This is a genomic window from Paracoccus benzoatiresistens (assembly GCF_026913015.1).
GTDB lineage: Bacteria > Pseudomonadota > Alphaproteobacteria > Rhodobacterales > Rhodobacteraceae > Paracoccus > Paracoccus benzoatiresistens.
The window spans coordinates 50,894-71,477 of sequence record NZ_JAPTYD010000012.1 but is presented as its reverse complement, the minus strand read 5'-3'; the positions used below and the strand labels follow the sequence as shown (position 1 = coordinate 71,477).

The 20,584-nt window shown below is 68.4% G+C and carries 19 protein-coding genes; 2 read left to right on the top strand and 17 right to left on the bottom strand.

What is annotated here, in order from left to right; all coding sequences use genetic code 11:
* Nucleotides 1-175: 175 nt before the first annotated feature.
* The 14 genes from folD to OU682_RS10880 form a co-directional block, all read right to left on the bottom strand.
* Nucleotides 176-1,051: a bifunctional methylenetetrahydrofolate dehydrogenase/methenyltetrahydrofolate cyclohydrolase FolD gene (gene folD, locus OU682_RS10945; protein WP_268942165.1), complete on the bottom strand. Its 876-nt coding sequence runs from the start codon at nucleotides 1,049-1,051 to the stop codon at nucleotides 176-178.
* A gap of 14 nt (nucleotides 1,052-1,065) precedes the next feature.
* A complete protein-coding gene (locus OU682_RS10940; RefSeq protein ID WP_268942155.1) occupies nucleotides 1,066-1,365 on the bottom strand; it encodes a chorismate mutase in 300 nt (99 codons plus the stop codon).
* A 113-nt stretch (nucleotides 1,366-1,478) separates the two neighbouring features.
* Nucleotides 1,479-3,368: an ATP-dependent zinc metalloprotease FtsH gene (gene ftsH / locus OU682_RS10935; protein ID WP_268942154.1), complete on the bottom strand. Its 1,890-nt coding sequence runs from the start codon at nucleotides 3,366-3,368 to the stop codon at nucleotides 1,479-1,481.
* Between the two features lie 56 nt (nucleotides 3,369-3,424).
* Nucleotides 3,425-4,660 carry a tRNA lysidine(34) synthetase TilS gene (gene tilS / locus OU682_RS10930; RefSeq protein WP_268942153.1) on the bottom strand — a complete coding sequence of 412 codons (1,236 nt, stop codon included), beginning with the start codon at nucleotides 4,658-4,660 and terminating at the stop codon, nucleotides 3,425-3,427.
* A gap of 4 nt (nucleotides 4,661-4,664) precedes the next feature.
* On the bottom strand, nucleotides 4,665-5,570 hold the full coding sequence (locus OU682_RS10925; protein ID WP_268942152.1) for a tol-pal system YbgF family protein: 906 nt from the start codon (nucleotides 5,568-5,570) through the stop codon (nucleotides 4,665-4,667).
* Nucleotides 5,567-6,106 carry a peptidoglycan-associated lipoprotein Pal gene (gene pal / locus OU682_RS10920; protein ID WP_268942151.1) on the bottom strand — a complete coding sequence of 180 codons (540 nt, stop codon included), beginning with the start codon at nucleotides 6,104-6,106 and terminating at the stop codon, nucleotides 5,567-5,569. The genes OU682_RS10925 and pal overlap by 4 nt, the downstream gene beginning before the upstream one ends.
* Before the next feature lie 24 nt (nucleotides 6,107-6,130).
* Nucleotides 6,131-7,450, bottom strand: coding sequence for a Tol-Pal system beta propeller repeat protein TolB (gene tolB, locus OU682_RS10915; RefSeq protein WP_268942150.1), 1,320 nt, complete (start codon nucleotides 7,448-7,450; stop codon nucleotides 6,131-6,133).
* Between the two features lie 36 nt (nucleotides 7,451-7,486).
* Nucleotides 7,487-9,484: a cell envelope integrity protein TolA gene (gene tolA / locus OU682_RS10910; RefSeq protein WP_268942149.1), complete on the bottom strand. Its 1,998-nt coding sequence runs from the start codon at nucleotides 9,482-9,484 to the stop codon at nucleotides 7,487-7,489.
* Nucleotides 9,477-9,932: a protein TolR gene (gene tolR, locus OU682_RS10905; protein WP_268942148.1), complete on the bottom strand. Its 456-nt coding sequence runs from the start codon at nucleotides 9,930-9,932 to the stop codon at nucleotides 9,477-9,479. The genes tolA and tolR overlap by 8 nt, the downstream gene beginning before the upstream one ends.
* Before the next feature lie 3 nt (nucleotides 9,933-9,935).
* Nucleotides 9,936-10,628, bottom strand: a complete 693-nt coding sequence (tolQ, locus tag OU682_RS10900) for a protein TolQ (RefSeq protein WP_268942147.1) — start codon at nucleotides 10,626-10,628, stop codon at nucleotides 9,936-9,938.
* Nucleotides 10,629-10,745: 117 nt separating this feature from the next.
* Nucleotides 10,746-11,156, bottom strand: coding sequence for a tol-pal system-associated acyl-CoA thioesterase (gene ybgC / locus OU682_RS10895; RefSeq protein ID WP_371832235.1), 411 nt, complete (start codon nucleotides 11,154-11,156; stop codon nucleotides 10,746-10,748).
* The gene (locus tag OU682_RS10890) at nucleotides 11,156-11,731 is read right to left on the bottom strand and encodes a hypothetical protein (RefSeq protein WP_268942146.1); all 576 of its coding nucleotides are present in this window, start codon (nucleotides 11,729-11,731) and stop codon (nucleotides 11,156-11,158) included. Before OU682_RS10890 ends, ybgC begins: the two co-directional genes overlap by 1 nt.
* Nucleotides 11,732-11,800: 69 nt before the next feature.
* Entirely contained in the window at nucleotides 11,801-12,427 is a 627-nt protein-coding gene (locus tag OU682_RS10885) for a CoA transferase subunit B (RefSeq protein WP_268942145.1), read from the bottom strand.
* Nucleotides 12,427-13,131, bottom strand: a complete 705-nt coding sequence (locus OU682_RS10880; RefSeq protein ID WP_268942144.1) for a CoA transferase subunit A — start codon at nucleotides 13,129-13,131, stop codon at nucleotides 12,427-12,429. The genes OU682_RS10885 and OU682_RS10880 overlap by 1 nt, the downstream gene beginning before the upstream one ends.
* Before the next feature lie 248 nt (nucleotides 13,132-13,379).
* On the opposite strand from OU682_RS10880, the gene OU682_RS10875 reads away from it, so the two are divergent.
* On the top strand, nucleotides 13,380-14,096 hold the full coding sequence (locus OU682_RS10875; RefSeq protein ID WP_268942143.1) for a prephenate dehydrogenase: 717 nt from the start codon (nucleotides 13,380-13,382) through the stop codon (nucleotides 14,094-14,096).
* On the opposite strand, the gene topA is transcribed toward OU682_RS10875, so the two are convergent.
* The 3 genes from topA to tldD form a co-directional block, all read right to left on the bottom strand.
* Nucleotides 14,093-16,768, bottom strand: a complete 2,676-nt coding sequence (gene topA / locus OU682_RS10870; protein ID WP_268942142.1) for a type I DNA topoisomerase — start codon at nucleotides 16,766-16,768, stop codon at nucleotides 14,093-14,095. The two genes, OU682_RS10875 and topA, sit on opposite strands and share 4 nt — an antisense overlap.
* 70 nt (nucleotides 16,769-16,838) lie before the next feature.
* On the bottom strand, nucleotides 16,839-17,969 hold the full coding sequence (dprA, locus tag OU682_RS10865) for a DNA-processing protein DprA (protein ID WP_268942141.1): 1,131 nt from the start codon (nucleotides 17,967-17,969) through the stop codon (nucleotides 16,839-16,841).
* Between the two features lie 65 nt (nucleotides 17,970-18,034).
* Nucleotides 18,035-19,456 (bottom strand): metalloprotease TldD, encoded by a 1,422-nt coding sequence (tldD, locus tag OU682_RS10860; protein WP_268942140.1) that lies wholly within the window; start codon nucleotides 19,454-19,456, stop codon nucleotides 18,035-18,037.
* A gap of 194 nt (nucleotides 19,457-19,650) precedes the next feature.
* On the opposite strand from tldD, the gene coxB reads away from it, so the two are divergent.
* Nucleotides 19,651-20,553, top strand: a complete 903-nt coding sequence (gene coxB / locus OU682_RS10855) for a cytochrome c oxidase subunit II (RefSeq protein ID WP_268942139.1) — start codon at nucleotides 19,651-19,653, stop codon at nucleotides 20,551-20,553.
* The last annotated feature ends 31 nt before the right edge of the window (nucleotides 20,554-20,584 follow it).

Here is a 20,584-nt window from a genome sequence, read left to right as displayed (position 1 = left end):
GAGGAACGCCCCATCCGGCAAGGGATGGGGCGCCTGCTTCGGACACGGTCATCGGCGTCCCCGCCTGTACCGTGACTCGATCATTGCGCAGAAAGGCTAAGAAAGCCTTAACCGCCTGCCTTGGACGGCAAATATCCCACGGGGGTCCGGGGGTGTGAAACCCCCGGCGGGTGCATCAAGGCGTCAAGCCCTCGGGGTCGGGCAAGCCGTTGGCGCGGGCCGTCGCGGTCAGCGTGTTTGCCAGCAGGCAGGCGATGGTCATCGGGCCGACACCCCCCGGCACCGGGGTTATGGCGCCCGCGACCTGCTTGGCGGCGTCGAAATCGACATCGCCCACCAGCCCGTCATCGGTGCGGTTGATGCCCACGTCGATCACCGTCGCGCCCGGCTTGATCCAGTCGCCCTTGACGAACAGGGCACGGCCCACGGCGGCGATCAGGATGTCGGCCTGGCGGCACAAGTCCGGCAGGTTGGCGGTCCGGGAATGTGCGATCGTCACCGTCGCGCTGTCTCGCAGCAGAAGCTGCGCCATCGGCTTGCCGACGATGTTGCTGCGCCCGATGACCAAGGCGTTCTTGCCCGACAGGCTGCCCAGATGATCGCGCAGCAGCATCAGGCAACCCAAGGGCGTGCAGGGCACCATCGCCTTCTGCCCAGTTGCCAGACGACCCGCATTCAGGATGTGGAAGCCGTCCACATCCTTCGCCGGATCGATGGAGTTGATCACTGCGGCCTCGTCCATGTGCGCGGGCAGGGGCAGTTGGACCAGGATGCCATTGACCGCCGGGTCGGCGTTCAGCCGGTCGATCAGGGCCAGCAGGTCCTGCTGCGAGGTCTCGGGCGGGAGGCGGTGTTCATAGGAGTTCATGCCCACTTCGCGCGTCATCCGCCCCTTGGAGCGGACATAAACCTGGCTGGCCGGATCCTCGCCCACCAGCACCACGGCCAGGCCCGGCGTGATGCGATGGGCTTTCATGGCCTGGACCTGTGTCGCGATTTGCGCACGCAGGCCGGCCGCGAAGGCCTTGCCGTCGATCAGGGTTGCAGTCATGGGCAATGTCGCTGTCACGGGCGGTCTCCGTTCAGGTAGCGGTCTTCCTGCGCAATGGCGGCTTCGACCAGTTGCCGCCAGATATTCTCGATCAGCGCGGGATCCAGCCCGCGCGATGCGGCGTGACGCGCCGCATTTGCGACAACTTCCTCGACCCGTGCATCGATCCGGGCGGGCAGGCCGATTCGTTCCTTGATGCGGGCGGCGCGGTCGATCAGCGCCTTGCGCTGCGCCAGCAGGGCGACCAGCTGTTCGTCCAGCGCGTCAATACGGGCGCGCAGCGTCGCCATGTCCGGGATGTCGTCGATCTGCATCGGACCCTCCATTCACTTGCCGGGGGGATGCACCGGACGGCACCGGGGCGCAAGGGGCGGCACCCGGAAGCGAGCAAAGAAAAACCCCGGCGCGGTGGCCGGGGTCAAGGGGATCATGCCGGAGCCGGGTCCCCGCCTGCGGCGGGCTTGCCCGCCTTGGGGATCGCCGTGACCGAGGGGATCAGACTGCCGGGCGTGTCGTCGTCACCGCCCAGCGGCTCGCCACGCAGAACCTTGCCGATCTCTTCGCCGGTCAGGGTTTCGTATTCCAGCAGGCCCTTGGCCAGCCGCTCGAACTCGGCTTCCTTCTCGATCAGGATGCGGCGTGCTTCAACATAGCCTTCCTCGATCAGGTCGCGGACTTCCTGCTCGATCAGCTCCTTGGTTGCCGCCGAGATCGAGAAGCCCCCGGTCGAGCCGTTGTAGCCCTCATGCGCCTCGGCATAGTCGATATTGCCGACCTTGTCGGACATGCCCCACCGCATCACCATGGCGCGGGCAAGCTGGCTGGCCTGCTGGATGTCGCCGGCAGGGCCGTTCGACACGCCTTCCTCGCCATACTTGATGATCTCGGCGGCCTTGCCGGCCATGGTCATGGCCAGCTTCTGCTTGGCCTCGTCCTTGTGGAAGTTGAGGCGGTCCATCTCGGGCAGGGACACGACCATGCCAAGCGCGCCGCCGCGCGGGATGATCGTGGCCTTGTAGACCGGGTCGCATTTGGGCAGCGACAGACCGACCACCGCATGGCCTGCCTCGTGATAGGCGGTCTTTTCCTTCTGCTCGGGCGTGAGGACCATGCTGCGGCGCTCGACGCCCAGCATGACCTTGTCCTTGGCATTCTCGAAATCTTCCATGCTGACGAAGCGGCGGCCGATGCGGGCGGCCATCAGGGCGGCCTCGTTCACCAGGTTCATCAGGTCGGCGCCCGAGAAGCCCGGCGTGCCGCGCGCGATGATTCGCAGGTCCACGTCGGGTCCGACCGGCACCTTACGGGCGTGGACGGACAGGATCTTCTCGCGCCCCTTGATGTCGGGGTTCGGGACATGGATCTGGCGGTCGAAGCGGCCGGGGCGCAGCAGGGCGGGGTCCAGCACGTCGCGGCGGTTGGTGGCGGCGACGATGATGATGCCCTCGTTGGCCTCGAACCCGTCCATTTCCACCAGAAGCTGGTTCAGCGTCTGTTCGCGTTCGTCGTTGCCGCCGCCGATGCCTACCCCGCGCGCGCGGCCCACGGCGTCAATCTCGTCGATGAAGACGATGCAGGGGGCGGATTTCTTGGCCTGCTCGAACATGTCGCGGACACGGCTTGCCCCGACACCCACGAACATCTCCACGAAGTCGGAACCCGAGATGGTGAAGAAGGGCACACCCGCCTCGCCCGCGATGGCGCGGGCCAAGAGCGTCTTACCCGTGCCCGGAGGACCGACCAGCAGCGCACCTTTCGGGATCTTGCCGCCAAGGCGGCTGAATTTCTGCGGGTTGCGCAGGAATTCGACGATCTCCTCAAGCTCTTCCTTGGCTTCGTCGATGCCGGCCACGTCGTCAAAGGTCACGCGGCCATGCTTTTCGGTCAGAAGCTTGGCGCGCGACTTGCCAAAGCCCATCGCGCCGCCTTTGCCGCCCCCCTGCATGCGGTTCATGAAGAAGATCCAGACACCGATCAGCAAGATGAAGGGCAGCCAGACGCCCAGCAGGGCCATGAAGCCCGACTGCTGTTGGCGGACGACCTTCACATCGACATTCTTGGCGATCAGGCGGTCGGCGATATCCTCGCCCTGCGGGCGGACGGTGGAATACTGGTTGCCGTCCGTGCCGGTGATGCCCAGTTCCTCGCCGTCGATGGTGACGGCGGAAACCTGATCATTGTCGACGCGTTGGATGAAGTCGGAATAGCTGATCTGCCGACTGTTCATGGCCGTCGCGCCGTCGCTGAACAGGTTGAACAGCGCCAGGATCATCAGGAACAGGACGACCCAGAAGGCCAGGTTTCGTGCGTTGCCCAAAGCGGGTCCTCCGGCGGAAAGCGGTTTGCCTGAAAATAGGGATTATCGTCGCATGTTCAATGCGCCATCACCAGCCTGTGGAAATCCGCCGCGCCGCGGAGGGGGCGCATGTCATAAGGCGCCGTCGCGCGGATCAGGGGCGCCGCGACCAGGCGGTCGCCTTCCCAGACGGCGGGGGTGGCGGCGGCTTCGTCGCGGCCAAGGCCCGACAAGCGCCACTTGACGCGCGCCACCTCTCCCATGCCAAGCGCCGCGACATGCTGGCCGGGCTTCAAGCCACTGATTTCCCATCGATTGTCCCAGGTGCCACCGTGGCTGTGGGGTGCCCGCAACGCGGCGGCCGCCTCGCGGAACAGCCGGATGCGGTCGCCGGCGGGTTCGATCAAGGCCCCGTCCAGGGTGACGCGGTGGCCGGTCGCAAGCGAGTTCAGCGCGTGCAGAACGGTGTTGCGGCGCGGCGGATAGTCGGCGCCGGTGATCCAGCGGCAGGCTGCGACAATCAGCCGCCGGCGAACCTCCACCGGGGCGTCCTGGTAAGCGCGGCGGAGAAGGGTCAGGCTGCCGTTGTGGATCACGACATCGCGCGCGGCATGGGCGGCGTAATGGGACAAGGCGTCCCGCGCCTCGCCGATGTGGTTGGCCGCGCGGGCCAGGGCTGCGACGTCCAGACCCACCGAGGCGATGGCCTTGCGGATGCGGACGCGGTCGAAATCCTCGTTCTCGTTGCTGGGATCGTCGATCCAGGCGATGCCCCGCGTCTGCAGCCAGTCGCGCAGCTCCTGACGCCCGGCGCCCAACATCGGGCGCAGCCATCGGGTGCCAAAGGCATCGCGCCATTCCGCCATCGAGGCCAGCCCGTCGATCCCCGACCCCCGCGCCAGCCGCATCAGCAGCGTTTCCGCCTGGTCGTCGGCGGTATGGCCAAGCAGGACGGCGGACAAGCCGTTGCGCTGCGCCCAGCCGGACAACAGCCGCAGCCGCGCATCGCGCGCATTGGCCATCAGGTTTCCGACCTCGGTGTCGCGCCGCCACAGCAGGGTGGCATGGGACATGCCAAGCGCGCGTGCGGCGCGACCGACCTGCCGCGCCTCGGCTGCGCTTTCAGGGCGCAGGCCGTGATCGACGGTGGCCACCATGATCCTGCGGCCCCGGCCCCATTCGGCCACGATATGCATCAGCGCCACCGAATCGCCCCCGCCCGACACGGCAATGCCAAGCGCGGGCATGTCCGCCGCCAGCCGGTCCAGCGCGGCATGGATGCGAAAGGCGGGACCGGCAGCGGGCAGGGTCATCGGCTTACTGGTGTTCGGTCAGGTCGGCCTCGGCTTCGACGTCGGCCGGATCAACCGCGCCTTCTGCGGCCATGCCCAGATCGTTGCTGCTGCAGGCCAGGCGGCTCAGCCGGGTCTCGGCCTCGATCGCGAAGGGGGTGCCGGGAAAGCGGGCGGGGATTTCCGCAAGATAAAGGCAGGCTGCGGTCGGATCGCCCTCATCCGCGATGACGCGGGCGATGCCCAGCAGGCTTTCGGCGGCGCGCGGCCCGTCGGGATCGGCGGCAAATCCCTCCAGCCAGGCGGCCGCCGCGCCCTTGGTGTCGCCCGAACTGTCAAGCGCCGCGCCGCGCAGGAACAGCGCCTCGGCGGTCAGCGCCCCGCCCGCATGCGCCTCGGCCACGGCACCGAACATGTCGGCGGCGCGCCGGAAGTCGCCGGTGGCCATGACCTGCTTGGCCGCGTCGAAATCGGCCTGTTCACCCGCGGCCGCCGGTCCGGGCGCACCGCCAGCCTGCGGGGTGGCGGGTCCCAGGTTCGGGACCGGGCTGCCCGCGCGGCCCAGATCCTGCATGGTCAGGGCCGCGAGGTCGCAGCCCTCGTCCATCTCGCACAGGCGGAACTCGATATCGGCGATGCGGCGGCTGCCGTCTGCCACGATCCGGTCGATGCGGTTCTGCAACTGTTCGGTCCGGTCGGTCAGCCGCGCCAGACGCTGCTCCATCGCGTTCATCCGGTCGATGGCCGCGTCGCCGCCCGCGGCCTGGAATCCCGCCGCGCCCGAGGCGACAAGCTCGGACCGAAGGCTTTGCAACTGGCCGCGCAGATCCGTCAGTTCGGCCCGAAGATCGGCAAGCGTCGGTTCCTGCGCGGCAGCCGGCAGTGCCACCGTCACGGCCAGAACGGCTGCGGCGATGGTCCGGGCGATCACGAGCCTGCCCCGGCCGGGCTGACCACCGTCACGGCGCGGCGGTTCTTGGCATAGCAGGCCTCGTCCGAGCACACCTCGCGCGGACGCTCCTTGCCGAAGCTGAGCGTGCGGACCCGCTCCGAGGCCACGCCTTGCGCGATCAGGTATTCCTGCACCGCGCTGGCGCGGCGCGCGCCAAGCGCGAGGTTGTATTCGCGGGTTCCGGTTTCCTCGGCATGGCCCTGGACGACGGCGTTGAAACTGGTGTGCGTATTCAGCCACTGGGCCTGCCGGGCAAGGATGCCGCGCGCCTCAGCCGTCAACGCGGTCTGGTTGGCGGCGAACAGCACCGTGTTGCCGACCGTATCGTTGAAATACTGCGCCGTCGCTTCGGCCCCCAGGGTGCCGCCGGCAAGATCGCCCTGATAGAGCGCGCCGCCCGCCGCGTTGGCATAGGGATCGACCACCGCCGGCTGTGTCGCCGGCGGCGCGGGTTGCGCGCAGGCGGCAAGGGTCAGCAGAAGGGCGGCGGCAGCGGGTTTCTTCCAGACGATCATCGGCTTATCCTTCCGGCGCGTGTCTCAGGGCATCAAGGGTCCCCAAGAGGGATCCGAGGCGGCAAAGTCAAGGCTAAGCGGTCGCATATTCCGGCCGGTGATGTCCACCGAATGCAGGCGCGGCTGACCATTCCCGCCCGGCGTGACCCGCGTGAACATCACCACGCGGCCATTGGGGGCCCAGGTCGGGGACTCGTCAAGGAAAGATTCGGTCAGCGTCTTCTCGCCCGAGCCATCAGTGCGCATGGTGGCGATATGGAACCGCTCGCCCACCTGCTTGGCAAAGGCGATCAGGTCGCCCCTTGGCGACCATGTGGGCGAGCCATAGCGCCCGTCGCCAAAGCTGATCCGGGTCGGCTCGCCCCCGTTCACGCCCACGATATACAGCTGCGGATTGCCCGAGCGGTCGGATTCGAACACGATCCGCTGCCCGTCCGGGCTGAACGAGGGCGATGTGTCGATCGCGGGCGACTGCACCAGGGGCCGCTGCGCCCCGGACGCCGCGTCCATCAGCCAGATGTCAGTATTGCCGCCCTGTTCGCGGGAATAGACGATCCAGCGTCCGTCGGGGCTGAAGCGCGGCGAAAAGGCCATGCTGCCGGCATCCTGCGTCATCGCGCGAGAGGCGACCGTTGCCACCTCCATCACCCGGATCTGCGGGAATCCGCTGTCGAAGCTGGTATAAACCAGCCGCCGCCCGTCGCGCGAGAATTGCGGCGCCAGCACCAGGGACGAACTGTCGGTCATCCACAGGATGTTCTGGCCGTCATAGTCCATCACGCCGATGCGCTTGATCCGCGCGTCCTTCGGCCCGGTTTCCTGAACGAATGCCACGCGGCTGTCGAAATAGGGCTGCTCGCCGGTCAGGCGGGCATAGATCTGGTCCGCGATCTTGTGGGCCGCGCGGCGCCAGTCGCTGGCGCGGGCATCGAACTGCATCCCGTCGCCCTGCGCCTGGCCCGCATAGACATCATACAGCCGGAACTTGACGCTGATCGCATCGCCCGACTGCGTCACCTCGGCCGAGACAAGCGCCTGCGCGCTGACGGCGCGCCAGTCCTCATAGGCGATCGCCTCGCCAAAGCTGCCGGGGCGGGCGACCTGCGCATCCTTGGGGATTTCGCGGAACAGGCCGGTGCCGGTCAGGTCGGCGGCCACCACGTCGCGGATGCGGCTTGCCACCTCGGCATCGCCGTGAAAGGCGGGGATGGCGAGGGCCATCGGCTCGGTCACGCCGTCGGTGATCTCGATCTTCAGCGGGCCGTCCTGCGCCAGGGCAGGCAGGGCAGGCCATGCGGCGGCGGCAATCGCCATCGACAGGGTCACAGTCAGCGTCCGAAGCATTACGTCCTCATACCTTCTTGTCGCCGGGGCCCGGCGTCAGTCAAATCCGATCCCGTCGGGGCGAAACTCGACCACGACATCGCGCCAACGGCTGTATTTGTCCATGGGCAGGGGGAAGCCCGCGCCCCCGCACATCATGATCGCCCGCCGCGCGACCTCGAAGGCGTGCTGGGCACCACCTTCCGAGCCGCCGCGGTAATCGGCGATGCGCAGGCTGGCCTCGATGGGCCTGCCATCGGCGGTCATGCTGAAGCCGACCGAGACCGACATCCGCTGTGCCTCGACCGACAAGGCCCCTTCGTTCCAGCATTGGCGCAGGGCGGTGCGGAAGGCGTCCTTTTCGGCCAGAGACAGCGGTTGGGCCTGAGACAGGCTGGACATGTCCATGCCCCCTTCCGGCGGCAGCGGTCGGATGGGCGAGGGGGCAAGCTGCATCGGTTCCGCAAGGCCTGCATCCGGCTGGCTGTTGGCCGCGCCCTGGCCCGACATGGCGCCTGCCAAGGCCGCCGCCAGCGGATCCTGCGCTGCAGAGGCACCGGAGCCGCCATCGATCATCTGGCTGTTGCCGCCAGCCGTGTCGCCCGTCGAGGCGGTGTCATTGCCATCCGCCCCGGCGCTGCCGTCCTGCGCCTCGCGCAGCGCATCCTCCAGGGCCTGCTGGCGCGCGGCTTCGGCTGCGGCTTCGCGCTCGGCAGCGGCGCGTTCGGCGGCCTCGCGCTCGGCGGCGAGGCGGCGTTCCTCGGCTTCACGTTCGGCAGCCTCACGGCGTTGCTCCTCGGCCCGGCGTTCCGCCGCCTGGCGTTCTTCTTCCGCTTGCCGCTCGGCCTCGGCCCGACGCTCTTCTTCCGCGAGGCGTTCTGCTTCGGCGCGGCGTTCTTCTTCGGCTCGACGCTCGGCTTCCCGCGCTTCGGCTTCACGGCGCTCAGCCTCGGCTCGCTCGCGTTCTGCCGCCTCTTCGGCCTCACGGTCGGCAGCGGCGCGGCGTTCCTCCTCGGCCCGACGTTCGGCTTCGGCAGCGCGGCGCTCTTCCTCGGCGCGGGCTTCGGCCTGCCGACGCTCCTCGGCCTCGCGCTCCGCCTGTTCGGCGGCTTCGCGGCGCTCCTGCGCCTCGCGCCGCTCCTCGGCGGCCTGACGTTCTTCTTCGGCTTCGGCCTCGCGCTCGGCTTCCGCGCGGCGCTCGGCCTCGGCCTGCCGTTCCGCATCTGCCCGGCGCTCAGCTTCGGCCCGGCGCTCGGCCTCTGCCTGACGCTCGGCTTCCTCTGCTGCAGCCCTTTCCGCCTGGCGGGCTTCCTCGGCGGCCTCGCGCTCGGCGGTCAGGCGGCGTTCCTCGGCCTCGGCTGCCGCCGCGGCCGCTGCTTCCTCGGCCGCACGCGCGGCCTCTGCTGCAGCCTGGCGCTCGGCCTCCTGCTGGGCCAGGCGGGCAGCCCGGCGTTCGACCAGACCCTCGGGGCGAAGCCGCGGCTGGGCCGAGCGGTCAAGCGCCAGTTCCGATCGCGGCGCGACAGGCTGCGCCGCCTGGTCGGCATCGGGGGCCGCGGGCCGGGTGGGCTGCTGGTCGGCCAGGGGCAGGCCGCCGTCGGCGGGGACCACCGGGGCCGCATCGTCCGCCATCTGGTTTTCGGCAGGGGCGCCCAGATCGGTCGCAACCGCCACCGCATCGGGGCGGGCGAAGTCGGTCAGGTCGGGCCGCGCCTCGGCGACATCCGGCTGCGCCAGATCCTGCGCGGCATCCTCGGCATCGGGCAGGCTGGCGGCGGCGGGCGCCTGCGCGGCTTCGTCGTCCACCGAAGGCGCCGGCATGGTCGCCACCGCTGTCGCATCCCGCCCGACCGGCCCCGCGCCGCGCGACGCGGCGGCCAGGGCCTCGAACTCGGCCCCGCTCATGGTGGCCACCTCGGTCGTGCGCAGCGGGGTCGAGGGCTGCGGGCGGAAGAAGACCCCGCCCAGGATTGCCCACAGGATCAGCGCGGTATGCGCCGACCCCGAAACCCACCAACCGATGCGGCCCTCGCGGTCCTCCATGGCGTCAGCCATCCATCCTCGGGCCACCGGTATCGGTGACCAGCACGATATTCGTCAGCCCCGCCGCGTTCAGCGCCCCCATCACCTGCACGACGCGGGCATAGGGAATGCCGCCATCGGCGCGCAGGAAGACACGGTCCGTCTGGCGTTCGGCCAGGATCGCGCGCAGGCGTGTGACGATCTGGTCCTGCGGCACGGGCGCATCCATCAGCGTCACGTCGCCATCCGCGGGAATCGAGATGACCAGCGGTTCCTCCTGCTCGGTCGGGACGGCGGTGGCGGCGGTCTGCGGCAGGTTCAAGGGCACGCCGGCCGTCATCAGCGGCGCGGCGACCATGAAGATGACCAGCAGCACCAGCATCACGTCCACGAAGGGCGTCACGTTGATCTCGGACATCGGCGCGTTGCGGCGGCGACCCCGGCCCTTGCGGCTGACCCGCTTGACGACGGCGGCGGACATCGCTCAGGCCTCGTCCATCTGGCGCGACAGGAGGGTCGAGAACTCGTCGGCGAACGCCTCCCAGTTGCCGGTCACGCGTTCGGCGTCGCCCGACAGCTTGTTGTAGAAGACGACCGCCGGGATGGCGGCCAGCAGGCCCAGGGCGGTGGCAAGCAGGGCCTCGGCAATGCCGGGGGCCACGACGGCCAGGCTGGTGTCCTGGGACATGGCGATGCCCTCGAAGGCGGTCTTGATCCCCCAGACGGTGCCGAACAGCCCGATGAAGGGCGCGGTCGATCCGACCGTCGCCAGGAAGGACAGGCCACGGAACAGGCGCGATTCCTCGCGCTGGATGGCCACGTTCATGGCGCGGTCGATGCGGGCGGGGCCGCCGGGGATCAGCCCGCCGTCGCCGCGATGGCTGCGGCGCCATTCGGTCATGCCGGCCGCAAAGATGCGTTCCGACGCGCCCGAGGGGCGTTCGCCCAGCCGGTCATACAGGTCGTCCAGCGGCTCGCCCGACCAGAAGGCGCGGTCGAAGCGGGACGCCTCGCGCCGGGCATGGGCAAAGGCAATGAATTTCTGGATGATGATCGCCCAGGCCCAGACCGAGGCGATGATCAGCAGAACCATCACCACCTGCACTGTCAGCGAGGCGCGCGCAAACAGCGCCATCAGCGAGAAATCAAGGGCCTGCGCGGCCTGGACCGGTTCCATCTTCACTGCCTCATCGTCGTGATCCATCGCGAAGCCGGCCGGGGGCGCCAGCCGCTTTGCGTGCCTTCTAGCGCCTTCCTAGCAAAGGTTGCAGCCCCTTGCTGCAACACAATAGCGTCACTTTTCAGCAATATCGGGGCCGCGTGACAGGATGGCGGCAAGCGCCGGGGGCAGCCGCACCGGCCGGCCCGCGCCGTCAAGGCAGGCCAGCGTGACGCGCGCCGCGAACAGCGCCGCACCCCCGCGGCGCACGGTCTGGTCCAGCACGATCCGCGCGGCTGTCATCTGCACCAGGCCGGTTTCGACCTGCAGCAGGTCGTCGAAGCGGGCAGGGCGCAGATAATCCGCTTCCAGCCGGCGGACGGCAAAGACATGGCCGCTGTCGGCCTTGAGCCGCACCTGGTCGATCCCAAGCACGCGCAGCCATTCCGACCGGCCCCGTTCGATGAACTTCAGATAGTTCGCGTAATAGACGATCCCGGCAAGGTCGGTGTCCTCGTAGTAGACGCGAATCGAGAGGCTGTGCATCAGGCGGTCCCCATCCGTGCCGCAAGCCGCAGGGCATGGGCCGGATCCGTGGCGGCGACCGGCAGGACCGGGTCATAGGCCGCGCGGATCAGCGCCGCCAGGTCCGGCGAGGGGGTGATGTCCTGCGCGAAGGTCAGCGCGCAGCGCATGAACAGCGCCTCGGCCAGTTGCGCGGGATGGCTGTCCGCCAGTGCGCCCGACATGCGCAGGAAGCCCAGGCAGGCGCGGATGCCGCCATCTGCGTCAAAGCGGAACATGCGGTATTGATCGGCCCCCGCGCGACCCAGCCGGGCAGCCAGATCCGGCGCATCGGTCAGCCTGTCCAGGTCGGGGATATCGGCCAGATCCGACCAGTCGCGGACGAAGAACAGCATCAGGTTCGCGCCCATCTCCGGGTCGGTCTCGGTCAGCGGGTGGCCCGCATGGGCAAAGCCCGCCCGGATCGCGCCGCGAAAGATGTCCAGGCTTTCATCGGCCAGACCGAAGATGACCGGCGCGACCGGGCGCCCCCATCTGGCGCAGAAGAACGAGCCGTCGGACCGCGTGAACAGCCGGGTTATGCTTTCGGGCGTCATCCGTTTCCCTTCGGCTGGCAAGGAAAAACCGGCAGCAGGTCGCCGCCGGCTTCATGGTCATTCGTCGGGTCAGCCGACGATGGTGGCCTCGGTGGCCTTGCGCAACTCGTCCTCGGTCACACCGTCGGCGGTCTCGACGATCTTCAGTCCGCCCTCGACCACGTCCAGCACGCCCAGGTTGGTGATGATGCGGTCCACGACGCCCTTGCCGGTCAGGGGCAGGGTGCATTCGCGCAGCACCTTCGACTCGCCCGCCTTGTTGGTGTGGTCCATGACCACGATCACGCGGCCCACGCCCGCGACCAAGTCCATGGCCCCGCCCATGCCCTTGACCAGCTTGCCGGGGATCATCCAGTTTGCCAGGTCGCCGTTCTCGGACACCTCCATCGCGCCCAGGATCGCGGCCGCGATCTTGCCGCCGCGGATCATGCCGAACGAGGTGGCGCTGTCGAAATACGCGGTGCGATTCAGCTCGGTGATCGTCTGCTTGCCGGCGTTGATCAGGTCAGGGTCTTCCTCGCCCTCGAAGGGGAAGGGCCCCATGCCCAGCATGCCGTTTTCGGACTGAAGCGTGATGTCCTTGTCGCCCACGTAATTGGCCACCAGCGTCGGAATGCCGATGCCCAGGTTCACATACATCCCGTCTTCCAGTTCCTGCGCGGCACGGGCGGCCATCTGGTTGCGGTCCCAAGGCATCAGGCGGTCTCCTTCTTGCGAACCGTGCGCTGCTCGATGCGCTTTTCATGCTGCCCCTGGACGATCCGGTGCACATAGATGCCGGGCAGGTGGATATGGTCGGGATCCAGCGACCCGCGCGGGACGATCTCCTCGACCTCGGCCACGCAGACGCGCCCGCACATCGCGGCGGGCGGGTTGAAGTTGCGCGCCGTCTTGCGGAACACCATGTTGCCGGTGTCGTCGGCCTTCCAGGCCTTCACGATCGACAGATCCGCCACGATCCCGCGCTCCAGGATATACTCCTGGCCGTCGAAGGTCTTGACCTCCTTGCCCTCGGCGATCACCGTGCCGACGCCGGTCTTGGTGTAGAAGCCGGGGATCCCGCAGCCGCCCGCGCGCATCCGTTCGGCCAGGGTGCCCTGCGGGTTGAACTCCAGCTCCAGCTCTCCGGACAGGTACTGGCGCATGAACTCGGCATTCTCGCCGACATAGGAGGAGATCATCTTCCTGATCTGGCGCGTTTGCAGCAGGATGCCCAGACCGAAATCATCGACGCCGCAGTTGTTCGATGCGACTGTCAGATCCTTCGTGCCCGCGTCGCGGATCGCCGCGATCAGCAGCTCGGGGATGCCGCACAGGCCAAAACCCCCCGCCGCAATCACCATCCCGTCCCGCAGCAAGCCCTCCAGGGCCTCCCCGGCCGTGGCATAGACCTTTTTCATTATCCCTCCCCAGAATGAACCGCTGCGGATTTGTCGCTTGCGCATCAAGGCAAGTCAATGCGGCGGTGCAGCATGGTTGACACCGCGCCCGGCCGCCGCCATGAGGAAGCCATGAAAACCCGCAACGCTGCCTTTGCGACCTATTATCGCCCGCTGACATAGCGGGGGCAGCAGCATGTCAACCGCGCGGGGGTGCGGTTGACACGGCGACATGACAACGACCTTGGCGCAAGCTCCAAAGGTCTCCCATGTCCGTTCGTCCCCAAACCCTGTCCATCATCGGCTTTGGCGCCTTCGGCCAACTGATCGCGCGGCACCTGCGCCCGCATCTTGCCCTGTCGGTCTGCGATCCGCGGGTCAGATCGAACGACCTGCCGCAGGTCGATCCGACGCAGGCGGCGCGGGCGGATGTCGTCGTCCTCGCGGTGCCGCTCCCGCAGCTTGAAGGGGTGCTGCACGCCATCGCCCCGCATCTGCGGCCGGGCGCCACGGTAATCGACGTGGCCTCGGTGAAGCTGCACCCGGCGCGGCTGATGCTGCAGATCCTGCCCGATCACGTCGAGATCATTGCCAGCCATCCGCTGTTCGGCCCGGCCAGCGCAGCCGGCGGGCTTGCAGGCCATCGCATCGCCTGGTGCCCGCTGCGTGGCAAGGGGCACCGGCGTCTGGCGGCTTTCCTGCGAGGGCAGGGCCTGGAGGTCATCGAGACGACCCCCGACCAGCACGACCGCGACATGGCGGTGGTCCAGGGCCTGACGCATCTGATCGCGCGCAGCCTGACGCGGCTTGGTCCGCTGCCGCAGCTGATGGCGACGCGCAGCTTTCAAAAGCTGGTCGAGGCCGCCGCGCTGGTGCAGGACGATTCCCCCGAACTGCTGGCGACGATCCTGCGAGCCAATCCCCATGCGGCGCCCGTCCGCGCGCGTTTCCTGGCAGAGGCGGCGGGGCTTGCGGCGGGGAACTAACCCTCGGCCGCTTTCCGTGTCGCCTTCCTGGCGGGCGCCTTCTTGGCCGCAGGCTTCTTTGCCACGGCCTTGGCCTTGGGTGCCGCCTTCTTCTTGGCGGGCGACTTGCCGGCCTTGGCGGCGATCAGTTCAAGCGCCTGCTCGACCGTCAGATCCTCGGGCGTGACATCGCGGGGCAGGGTGGCGTTCACCTTTTCCCATTTCACATAAGGACCATAGCGGCCATTCATCACCTGGATCGCCCCGCCGTCGGGGTGGTTTCCCAATTCGCGCAGGGGCGCCGCGGCTGCCGCCCGGCCGCGGGTCTGCTTGGCGGCCAGCACCTCGACCGCGCGGTTCATGCCGATGGTGAAGACCTCGTCCACCTCGGGCAGGTTCGCGTATTTCGACCCGTGCTTCACATAGGGGCCGAAGCGGCCGATCCCGGCTTCGATCAGTTCGCCATCCTCGGGGTGGTTGCCGACGGGGCGCGGCAGCGACAGCAGTTGCACAGCGCGGTCCAGATCCAGCGTCGCCGGGTTCCATCCCTTCGGGATCGAGGCGCGGGCGGGCTTCGGGTTGTCCTCGGAAGCCTCGCCCCGCTGGACATAGGGGCCGAAGCGCCCGGTCTTCAGGCTGATCGGCTCGCCGTTGTCCTCGCCCAAGATGCGGTCCCCCACGGCCTCCTCGCCATCGGGGGTCGAGATCGGGCGCGTATAGCGGCATTCGGGATAGTTGGAACAACCGATGAAGGCCCCGCCCGAGCGCGCGGTCTTGAGGTTCAGCCGGCCCTTGCCGCAAAGCGGGCATTCGCGCGGATCGCCCCCGTCTGCGCGCGGAGGGTAAAGATGCGGAGCAAGCGCCTCGTCGATCGCGTCCAGAACCTCGGTGATGCGCAGTTCGGACGTGCCTTCCAGCGCCTTGGAGAAATCCTTCCAGAACCGGCCAAGCACCTCGCGCCACAGCAGGTCGCCCGCGCTGATCTCGTCCAGTTCGTTTTCCAGGTCCGCCGTGAAGTCATAGCTGACATAGCGCGGGAAGTACTTGGTCAGGAAGATCGTGACCAGCCGGCCCTTGTCCTCCGGGATCAGGCGGTTCTTGTCCTTGCGGACATAGTCGCGGTCCTGGATGGTCGTAACGATGCTGGCATAAGTCGAGGGTCGCCCGATGCCCAGTTCCTCCATCCGCTTGACCAGGGTGGCCTCGGTATAGCGGGGGGGTGGCTGGGTGAAATGCTGGCGGGCAGCGACGGCGGCCGTGTCGTTCAGCAGCAAGCCCGGCGCGGCGCGCTGGCCTGCGGGGGCGGCCGGGACCGGGTCGTCCTTTTCGCGGGCCTTGGCGAACTCGGCCTCGAAGGCCTTGCCGACCAGCTTGGCCGCCTCGCCCTGCTGGATGGCGGGCAGGCGGGCGCTGTCTTCGCCATCGTCATCGTCGCGGCCCTGGTCATAGACGCGCAGGAAGCCATCGAACAGGATCACCTGGCCGGTGGCGCGCAGGCCGACCTGGTTGTCGGGGCTGGCGATCTCGACCGTGGTGCGCTCCATGCGCGCGGCTTCCATCTGGCTGGCGATGGTGCGCTTCCAGATCAGGTCGTAAAGCCTGCGCTGATCGTCCGCCGTGACCTTCAGCTTGTCGGGCGACAGCATCATGTCGGTCGGGCGGATACATTCGTGCGCTTCCTGGGCGTTCTTGGCCTTGTTCTTGTACATGCGCGGGCTGGAGGGGACGTATTTGTCGCCGAACTTGGCCTTGATCGCATCGCGGGCGGCATGGACCGCCTCGGGCGCCATGTCGATGCCGTCGGTCCGCATATAGGTGATGAGCCCCGCCTCATACAGGCGCTGCGCCGCGGACATGCAGGCCTTCGCGCCCATGCCCATCTTGCGGCTGGCTTCCTGCTGGAGCGTCGAGGTCATGAAGGGCGGCCAGGGATTGCGGGTCGCGGGCTTGGCCGCGACGCTGGTCACGCGCAACTCGCGGCTGGCGACCGCGCTGACGGCCATCGCGGCCTTTTCCGCCGTCGCCAGGTCGAAGCGGTCCAGCTTCGATCCGGCCAGGGACACCAGTTGCGCGTCGTATTCCGCGCCCCCCGGGGTGGCCAGCCGCGCATGGACGGACCAGTATTCGCGGGCCTTGAAGGCCTCGATCTCCATTTCGCGGTCCACGATCAGGCGCAGGCAGACGGACTGCACCCGGCCCGCCGATTTCGCGCCCGGCAGCTTGCGCCACAGGACCGGCGACAGGTTGAAGCCCACCAGGTAATCCAGCGCGCGCCGCGCCAGATAGGCATCGACCAGCGGCTGGTCGATCTGGCGGGGCCTGGCCATCGCCTCGGTCACGGCGGTCTTCGTGATCGCGTTGAAGGTGACGCGGTTGACAGCCGCGCCCTTCTTCAGGGCGGGGGACAGCGCCTCCAGCAGATGCCAGGAAATCGCCTCGCCCTCTCGGTCAGGGTCGGTCGCCAGGATCAGGGTCTGGTCGTCCTTCAGGGCGTCCTTAATCGCCTTGATGTGCTTCCTGCTGTCGGCCGCGACCTCCCATTTCATGGCGAAGTCGGCATCGGGATCGACGCTGCCGTCCTTGGGGGGCAGGTCGCGGACATGGCCGAAAGAGGCCAGCACGCGATAGTCGCCGCCAAGGTATTTCTCGATGGTCTTGGCCTTGGCCGGGGATTCCACGACGACGACGGGCATTCTTACCTCAGGGGACCTTGCGATGGGGCGGCAACATGGGTGCGGTCCCTGCCAGTGTCAACCGGGCTCATCAGCCAAGCGCCAGCCGGCCACCCGGCACGCGCAGCAGCCGGCCCTGCAATTCCAGCGACAGGATCGCCGCGCTGGCCGCCGCCGCCGGCAGCCCCAGGTCGCGGATCACGTCGTTTTCATCCGAGGGCGAGGGGCTGAGCCGCGACAGGATCCGCGCCTCGATCTGCCCCGCATCGACGGGCTCGGCGCGCGGGGCGGGCGCGGGCGCAGGGCAGGCCGTCCCCGCAGGTTCAGGCTCGCGCCCGAGCGCCGCGCAGACATCGGCCGAGTTGCGCACCAGCACGGCGCCGTCGCGGATCAGCTGGTTGCAGCCCGAGGCGCGCGCATCCATGGGGTGGCCCGGCACGGCCATCACCTCTCGTCCCTGGTCCAGCGCGTTCCTGGCGGTGATCAGGGTGCCCGACCGATGCGCGGCCTCGATCACCACGACGGCCAAGGACAGGCCCGACACGATGCGGTTGCGGGTGGGGAAATGCCGGGCCTGCGGTTCGGTCCCCGGCGGCTGTTCCGATACCAGCGCGCCTTGTTCCGCGATCTGCGCGGCCAGGACGACATTTTCGGCGGGATAGATCACATCGACCCCGCCCGCCATCACGGCGATGGTGCCCGTGGGCAGGGCAGCGTTATGGGCGGCGGTGTCGATGCCGCGCGCGAGGCCCGCGACAACGGTATGCCCAGCCTCGCCCAGGCCCGCCGCCATGCCGCGCGCCATGCGCAGGCCAAGCGAGGATGCGTTGCGCGCCCCGATCACCGCGACCGGGTTCCGTGACAGCCAGGCCGGGTCGCCCCGGACCCACAGGATCGGCGGCGCGCCGTCGATGTCGCGCAGCGCCGCCGGGTAAAGCGGCGAATCGCAGCGGATCAGCCGGGCACCGGCCTTGCGTCCCGCCGCCAGTTCGGCCGCGGCGACGCCTTCCGGGCATGCCTCGTAACCGGTGATGCCCGCCGCCGCCGCGATGGCTGGCAGGGCCTCAAGCGCCGCAGCTGCGCTGCCGTGTTCGGCCACCAGCCGGTGGTAGGTGGCCGGTCCCACCCTGCGAGAGCGGATGAGGCGAAGGACGGACAGGTCGTCGTCCTTGACCGTCGTGGAGCTTCTGGGTCTGTCGAAAGGAAGATGCCCGGTATCCATGCTGCCTCCGCCTCATCCTGGAATCAGCATTACCGGGAAGGCGTTAACAACTGGTTACCGGCGCCCTACGCAGCCGAGCCGCCCACCGTCAGCCCGCCGATCAGCAGCGTCGGCTGGCCCACGCCGACCGGCACCCACTGGCCCTGCTTGCCGCAGTTGCCGATGCCGGGGTCAAGGGCCATGTCGTTGCCGACGGCGCGGACCTGCTGCAGGGCGGTCGCGCCGTCGCCGATCAGCGTGGCGCCCCGGATCGGGTCGCCCACCACGCCATCCTTTACGCGATAGGCCTCGGTGCAGCTGAACACGAACTTGCCGTTGGTGATGTCCACCTGCCCGCCGCCGAAGCCCACGGCATAGATGCCGTCCTTCAGGTCCGCCAGGATCGCCGCCGGATCGGCATCGCCGCCGGGCATGTAGGTGTTCGTCATCCGCGGCATCGGCGCGTGCGAAAAGCCCTGGCGCCGCCCGTTGCCGGTCGGCTCGACACCCATCAGCCGGGCGTTCTGGCGGTCCTGCATGTAGCCGACAAGGATCCCGTCCTCGATCAGCACATTGCGGGCCGGCGGCATCCCCTCGTCATCGACGCTGATGCTGCCGCGCCGGTCTGGGATCGTGCCGTCATCGACGACGGTCACGCCGGGCGCGGCGACGCGTTGCCCCATCAGCCCGGCAAAGGCCGAGGCCTTCTTGCGGTTGAAGTCCCCTTCCAGCCCGTGGCCCACGGCCTCGTGCAGCAGGATGCCGGGCCAGCCGGGGCCCAGCACCACGTCCATCACGCCCGCGGGGGCGGGGACGGAGCGCAGGTTGACCAGGGCGATGCGCAGCGCCTCGTCCACGGCGGGCTGCCAGTGGGCGGGGTCCATCAGCCCGGCCAGCGGGATGCGCCCGCCGCCGCCAAAGCTGCCGGATTCGCGGCGGTCGTTGTTTTCCACGATCACGCTGACATTCAGCCGCGCCATCGGGCGGATGTCGGTGACCAGCCCGCCCTCGGGGCGCAGGATCGCGATTTCCTGCAGGGACGAGGCCAGCGACACCGTCGCCTGCACCACGCGGGGATCGCGCGAGCGGGCGTAATCGTCGATCTGGCGCAGAAGCTCGATCCGGGTGGCGAAGGGAATGCCCTCGGCCGGGTCGGCAGCCATGTAGAGCGGGCGGGTCCGCAGGGGCGCGGCCTCGGCCAGGGTGCCGCCGCCCTGACCCACGGCCAGGCGCGCTGTTTCAGCGGCGCGGCGCAGGGCGGGTTCGGAAATCTCGGTCGAATGGGCATAGCCCGTCACCTCGCCGCGCACGGCGCGCAGCCCGAAGCCCTGCTCGGCGGTATAGCCCGAATTCCGCAGCCGCCCGTCGTCGAAGACCAGCGATTCCGAAACCGAGCGTTCCAGGAAAAGCTCTCCGTCCTCGGCTCCGGCGACGGCGTCGCGCAGGATCGCAAGGGCGCGGTCACGGTCCAGGTGGGTGTCGAAGGGGTTGAAAGATTCACGGCTCATGGCGATTTGTCGTCTTTCTGGCAGGGGCACGAGCAAGGGCCGCAGCGGGCGCAATGCCGGGATTTTGCGCAGGCAGGCTTATGTATCACTTGCCCGTGGGGTCGAGATATGGTCATAGAACGGGGATTGTTAAAGGAAAAGGGCCGCCTTCGGGCGCCTGCGGTCGCGCGGCCGCGTCAGGATAACGGGATGGAATGATGGCAATAGCGATGATTCGCCGTGGGGTCGCGGCAGCTTCCGGGCTTGCGACAGCGGGAATGATAGCCAGCTCTGCCTTGGCGCAGGACGTTCTGGGCGAGCTTCCCACGATCGGCAAGCCCGAGCCGAGGGGCGTGAACTTCCAGCCTGCCGCGACGGAACTGGCGCGCGACCAGCAATGGCTGGACCATTTCGTGCTGATCATCATCACCGTGATCACGATCTTCGTCTGCCTGCTGCTGCTGGCCGTCATCCTGCGCTACAACAGCCGCTCGAACCCGGTTCCGGCCAAGTTCACGCACAACACGCCGCTGGAAATCGGCTGGACGCTGGTGCCCGTGCTGATCCTTGTGGTGATCGGCGCCTTCTCTCTGCCCGCGCTGTTCCGCAGCCAGGAGATGCCCGCCGATCCCGACGTGGTCATCAAGGCCATCGGCAACCAGTGGTACTGGTCCTACGAGTACCCGGAAAGCGGCATCAGCTTCGATTCGATCATGCTGGCCAAGGAAGAACTGGCGAATTACGGCTATTCCGAGGACGAGTATCTGCTGGCCACCGACACGGCCGTGGTCGTGCCCGTGGGCCAGACCGTGCTGTTGCAGGTGACGGCCAACGACGTGATCCACAGCTGGACCATCCCCGCCTTCGCCGTGAAGCAGGACGCCGTTCCGGGCCGTATCGCGCAGGCCTGGTTCAACGTGGAACAGGAAGGCATCTATTTCGGCCAGTGCAGCGAACTGTGCGGCATCAACCATGCCTATATGCCGATCGTCGTGAAGGCGGTCAGCCCCGAGGTCTATGCCCAGTGGGTCGCCGAACAGGGCGGCACCCCGGCGGGCGAGGCCGAAACCGCCGCAGCTTCGGCTGCGACCGACGTGCAGGTGGCCAAGGCCGACTGACCGTCGGCCGGACCAGCGACAAAGCCAGGTA

What these genes read in the sequence shown, in the direction of transcription:
- OU682_RS10890 (WP_268942146.1), bottom strand. Translation starts at nt 11,731, where the DNA reads ATGACGCCCGAAAGCATAACCCGGCTGTTCACGCGGTCCGACGGCTCG.
- tolB (WP_268942150.1), bottom strand. Translation starts at nt 7,450, where the DNA reads ATGCTTCGGACGCTGACTGTGACCCTGTCGATGGCGATTGCCGCCGCC.
- folD (WP_268942165.1), bottom strand. Translation starts at nt 1,051, where the DNA reads ATGACTGCAACCCTGATCGACGGCAAGGCCTTCGCGGCCGGCCTGCGT.
- tolA (WP_268942149.1), bottom strand. Translation starts at nt 9,484, where the DNA reads ATGGCTGACGCCATGGAGGACCGCGAGGGCCGCATCGGTTGGTGGGTT.
- tolQ (WP_268942147.1), bottom strand. Translation starts at nt 10,628, where the DNA reads ATGGAACCGGTCCAGGCCGCGCAGGCCCTTGATTTCTCGCTGATGGCG.
- ybgC (WP_371832235.1), bottom strand. Translation starts at nt 11,156, where the DNA reads ATGCACAGCCTCTCGATTCGCGTCTACTACGAGGACACCGACCTTGCC.
- coxB (WP_268942139.1), top strand. Translation starts at nt 19,651, where the DNA reads ATGATGGCAATAGCGATGATTCGCCGTGGGGTCGCGGCAGCTTCCGGG.
- tilS (WP_268942153.1), bottom strand. Translation starts at nt 4,660, where the DNA reads ATGACCCTGCCCGCTGCCGGTCCCGCCTTTCGCATCCATGCCGCGCTG.
- OU682_RS10880 (WP_268942144.1), bottom strand. Translation starts at nt 13,131, where the DNA reads ATGAAAAAGGTCTATGCCACGGCCGGGGAGGCCCTGGAGGGCTTGCTG.
- dprA (WP_268942141.1), bottom strand. Translation starts at nt 17,969, where the DNA reads ATGGATACCGGGCATCTTCCTTTCGACAGACCCAGAAGCTCCACGACG.
- tolR (WP_268942148.1), bottom strand. Translation starts at nt 9,932, where the DNA reads ATGTCCGCCGCCGTCGTCAAGCGGGTCAGCCGCAAGGGCCGGGGTCGC.
- tldD (WP_268942140.1), bottom strand. Translation starts at nt 19,456, where the DNA reads ATGAGCCGTGAATCTTTCAACCCCTTCGACACCCACCTGGACCGTGAC.
- OU682_RS10885 (WP_268942145.1), bottom strand. Translation starts at nt 12,427, where the DNA reads ATGCCTTGGGACCGCAACCAGATGGCCGCCCGTGCCGCGCAGGAACTG.
- OU682_RS10875 (WP_268942143.1), top strand. Translation starts at nt 13,380, where the DNA reads ATGTCCGTTCGTCCCCAAACCCTGTCCATCATCGGCTTTGGCGCCTTC.
- topA (WP_268942142.1), bottom strand. Translation starts at nt 16,768, where the DNA reads ATGCCCGTCGTCGTCGTGGAATCCCCGGCCAAGGCCAAGACCATCGAG.
- pal (WP_268942151.1), bottom strand. Translation starts at nt 6,106, where the DNA reads ATGATCGTCTGGAAGAAACCCGCTGCCGCCGCCCTTCTGCTGACCCTT.
- OU682_RS10940 (WP_268942155.1), bottom strand. Translation starts at nt 1,365, where the DNA reads ATGCAGATCGACGACATCCCGGACATGGCGACGCTGCGCGCCCGTATT.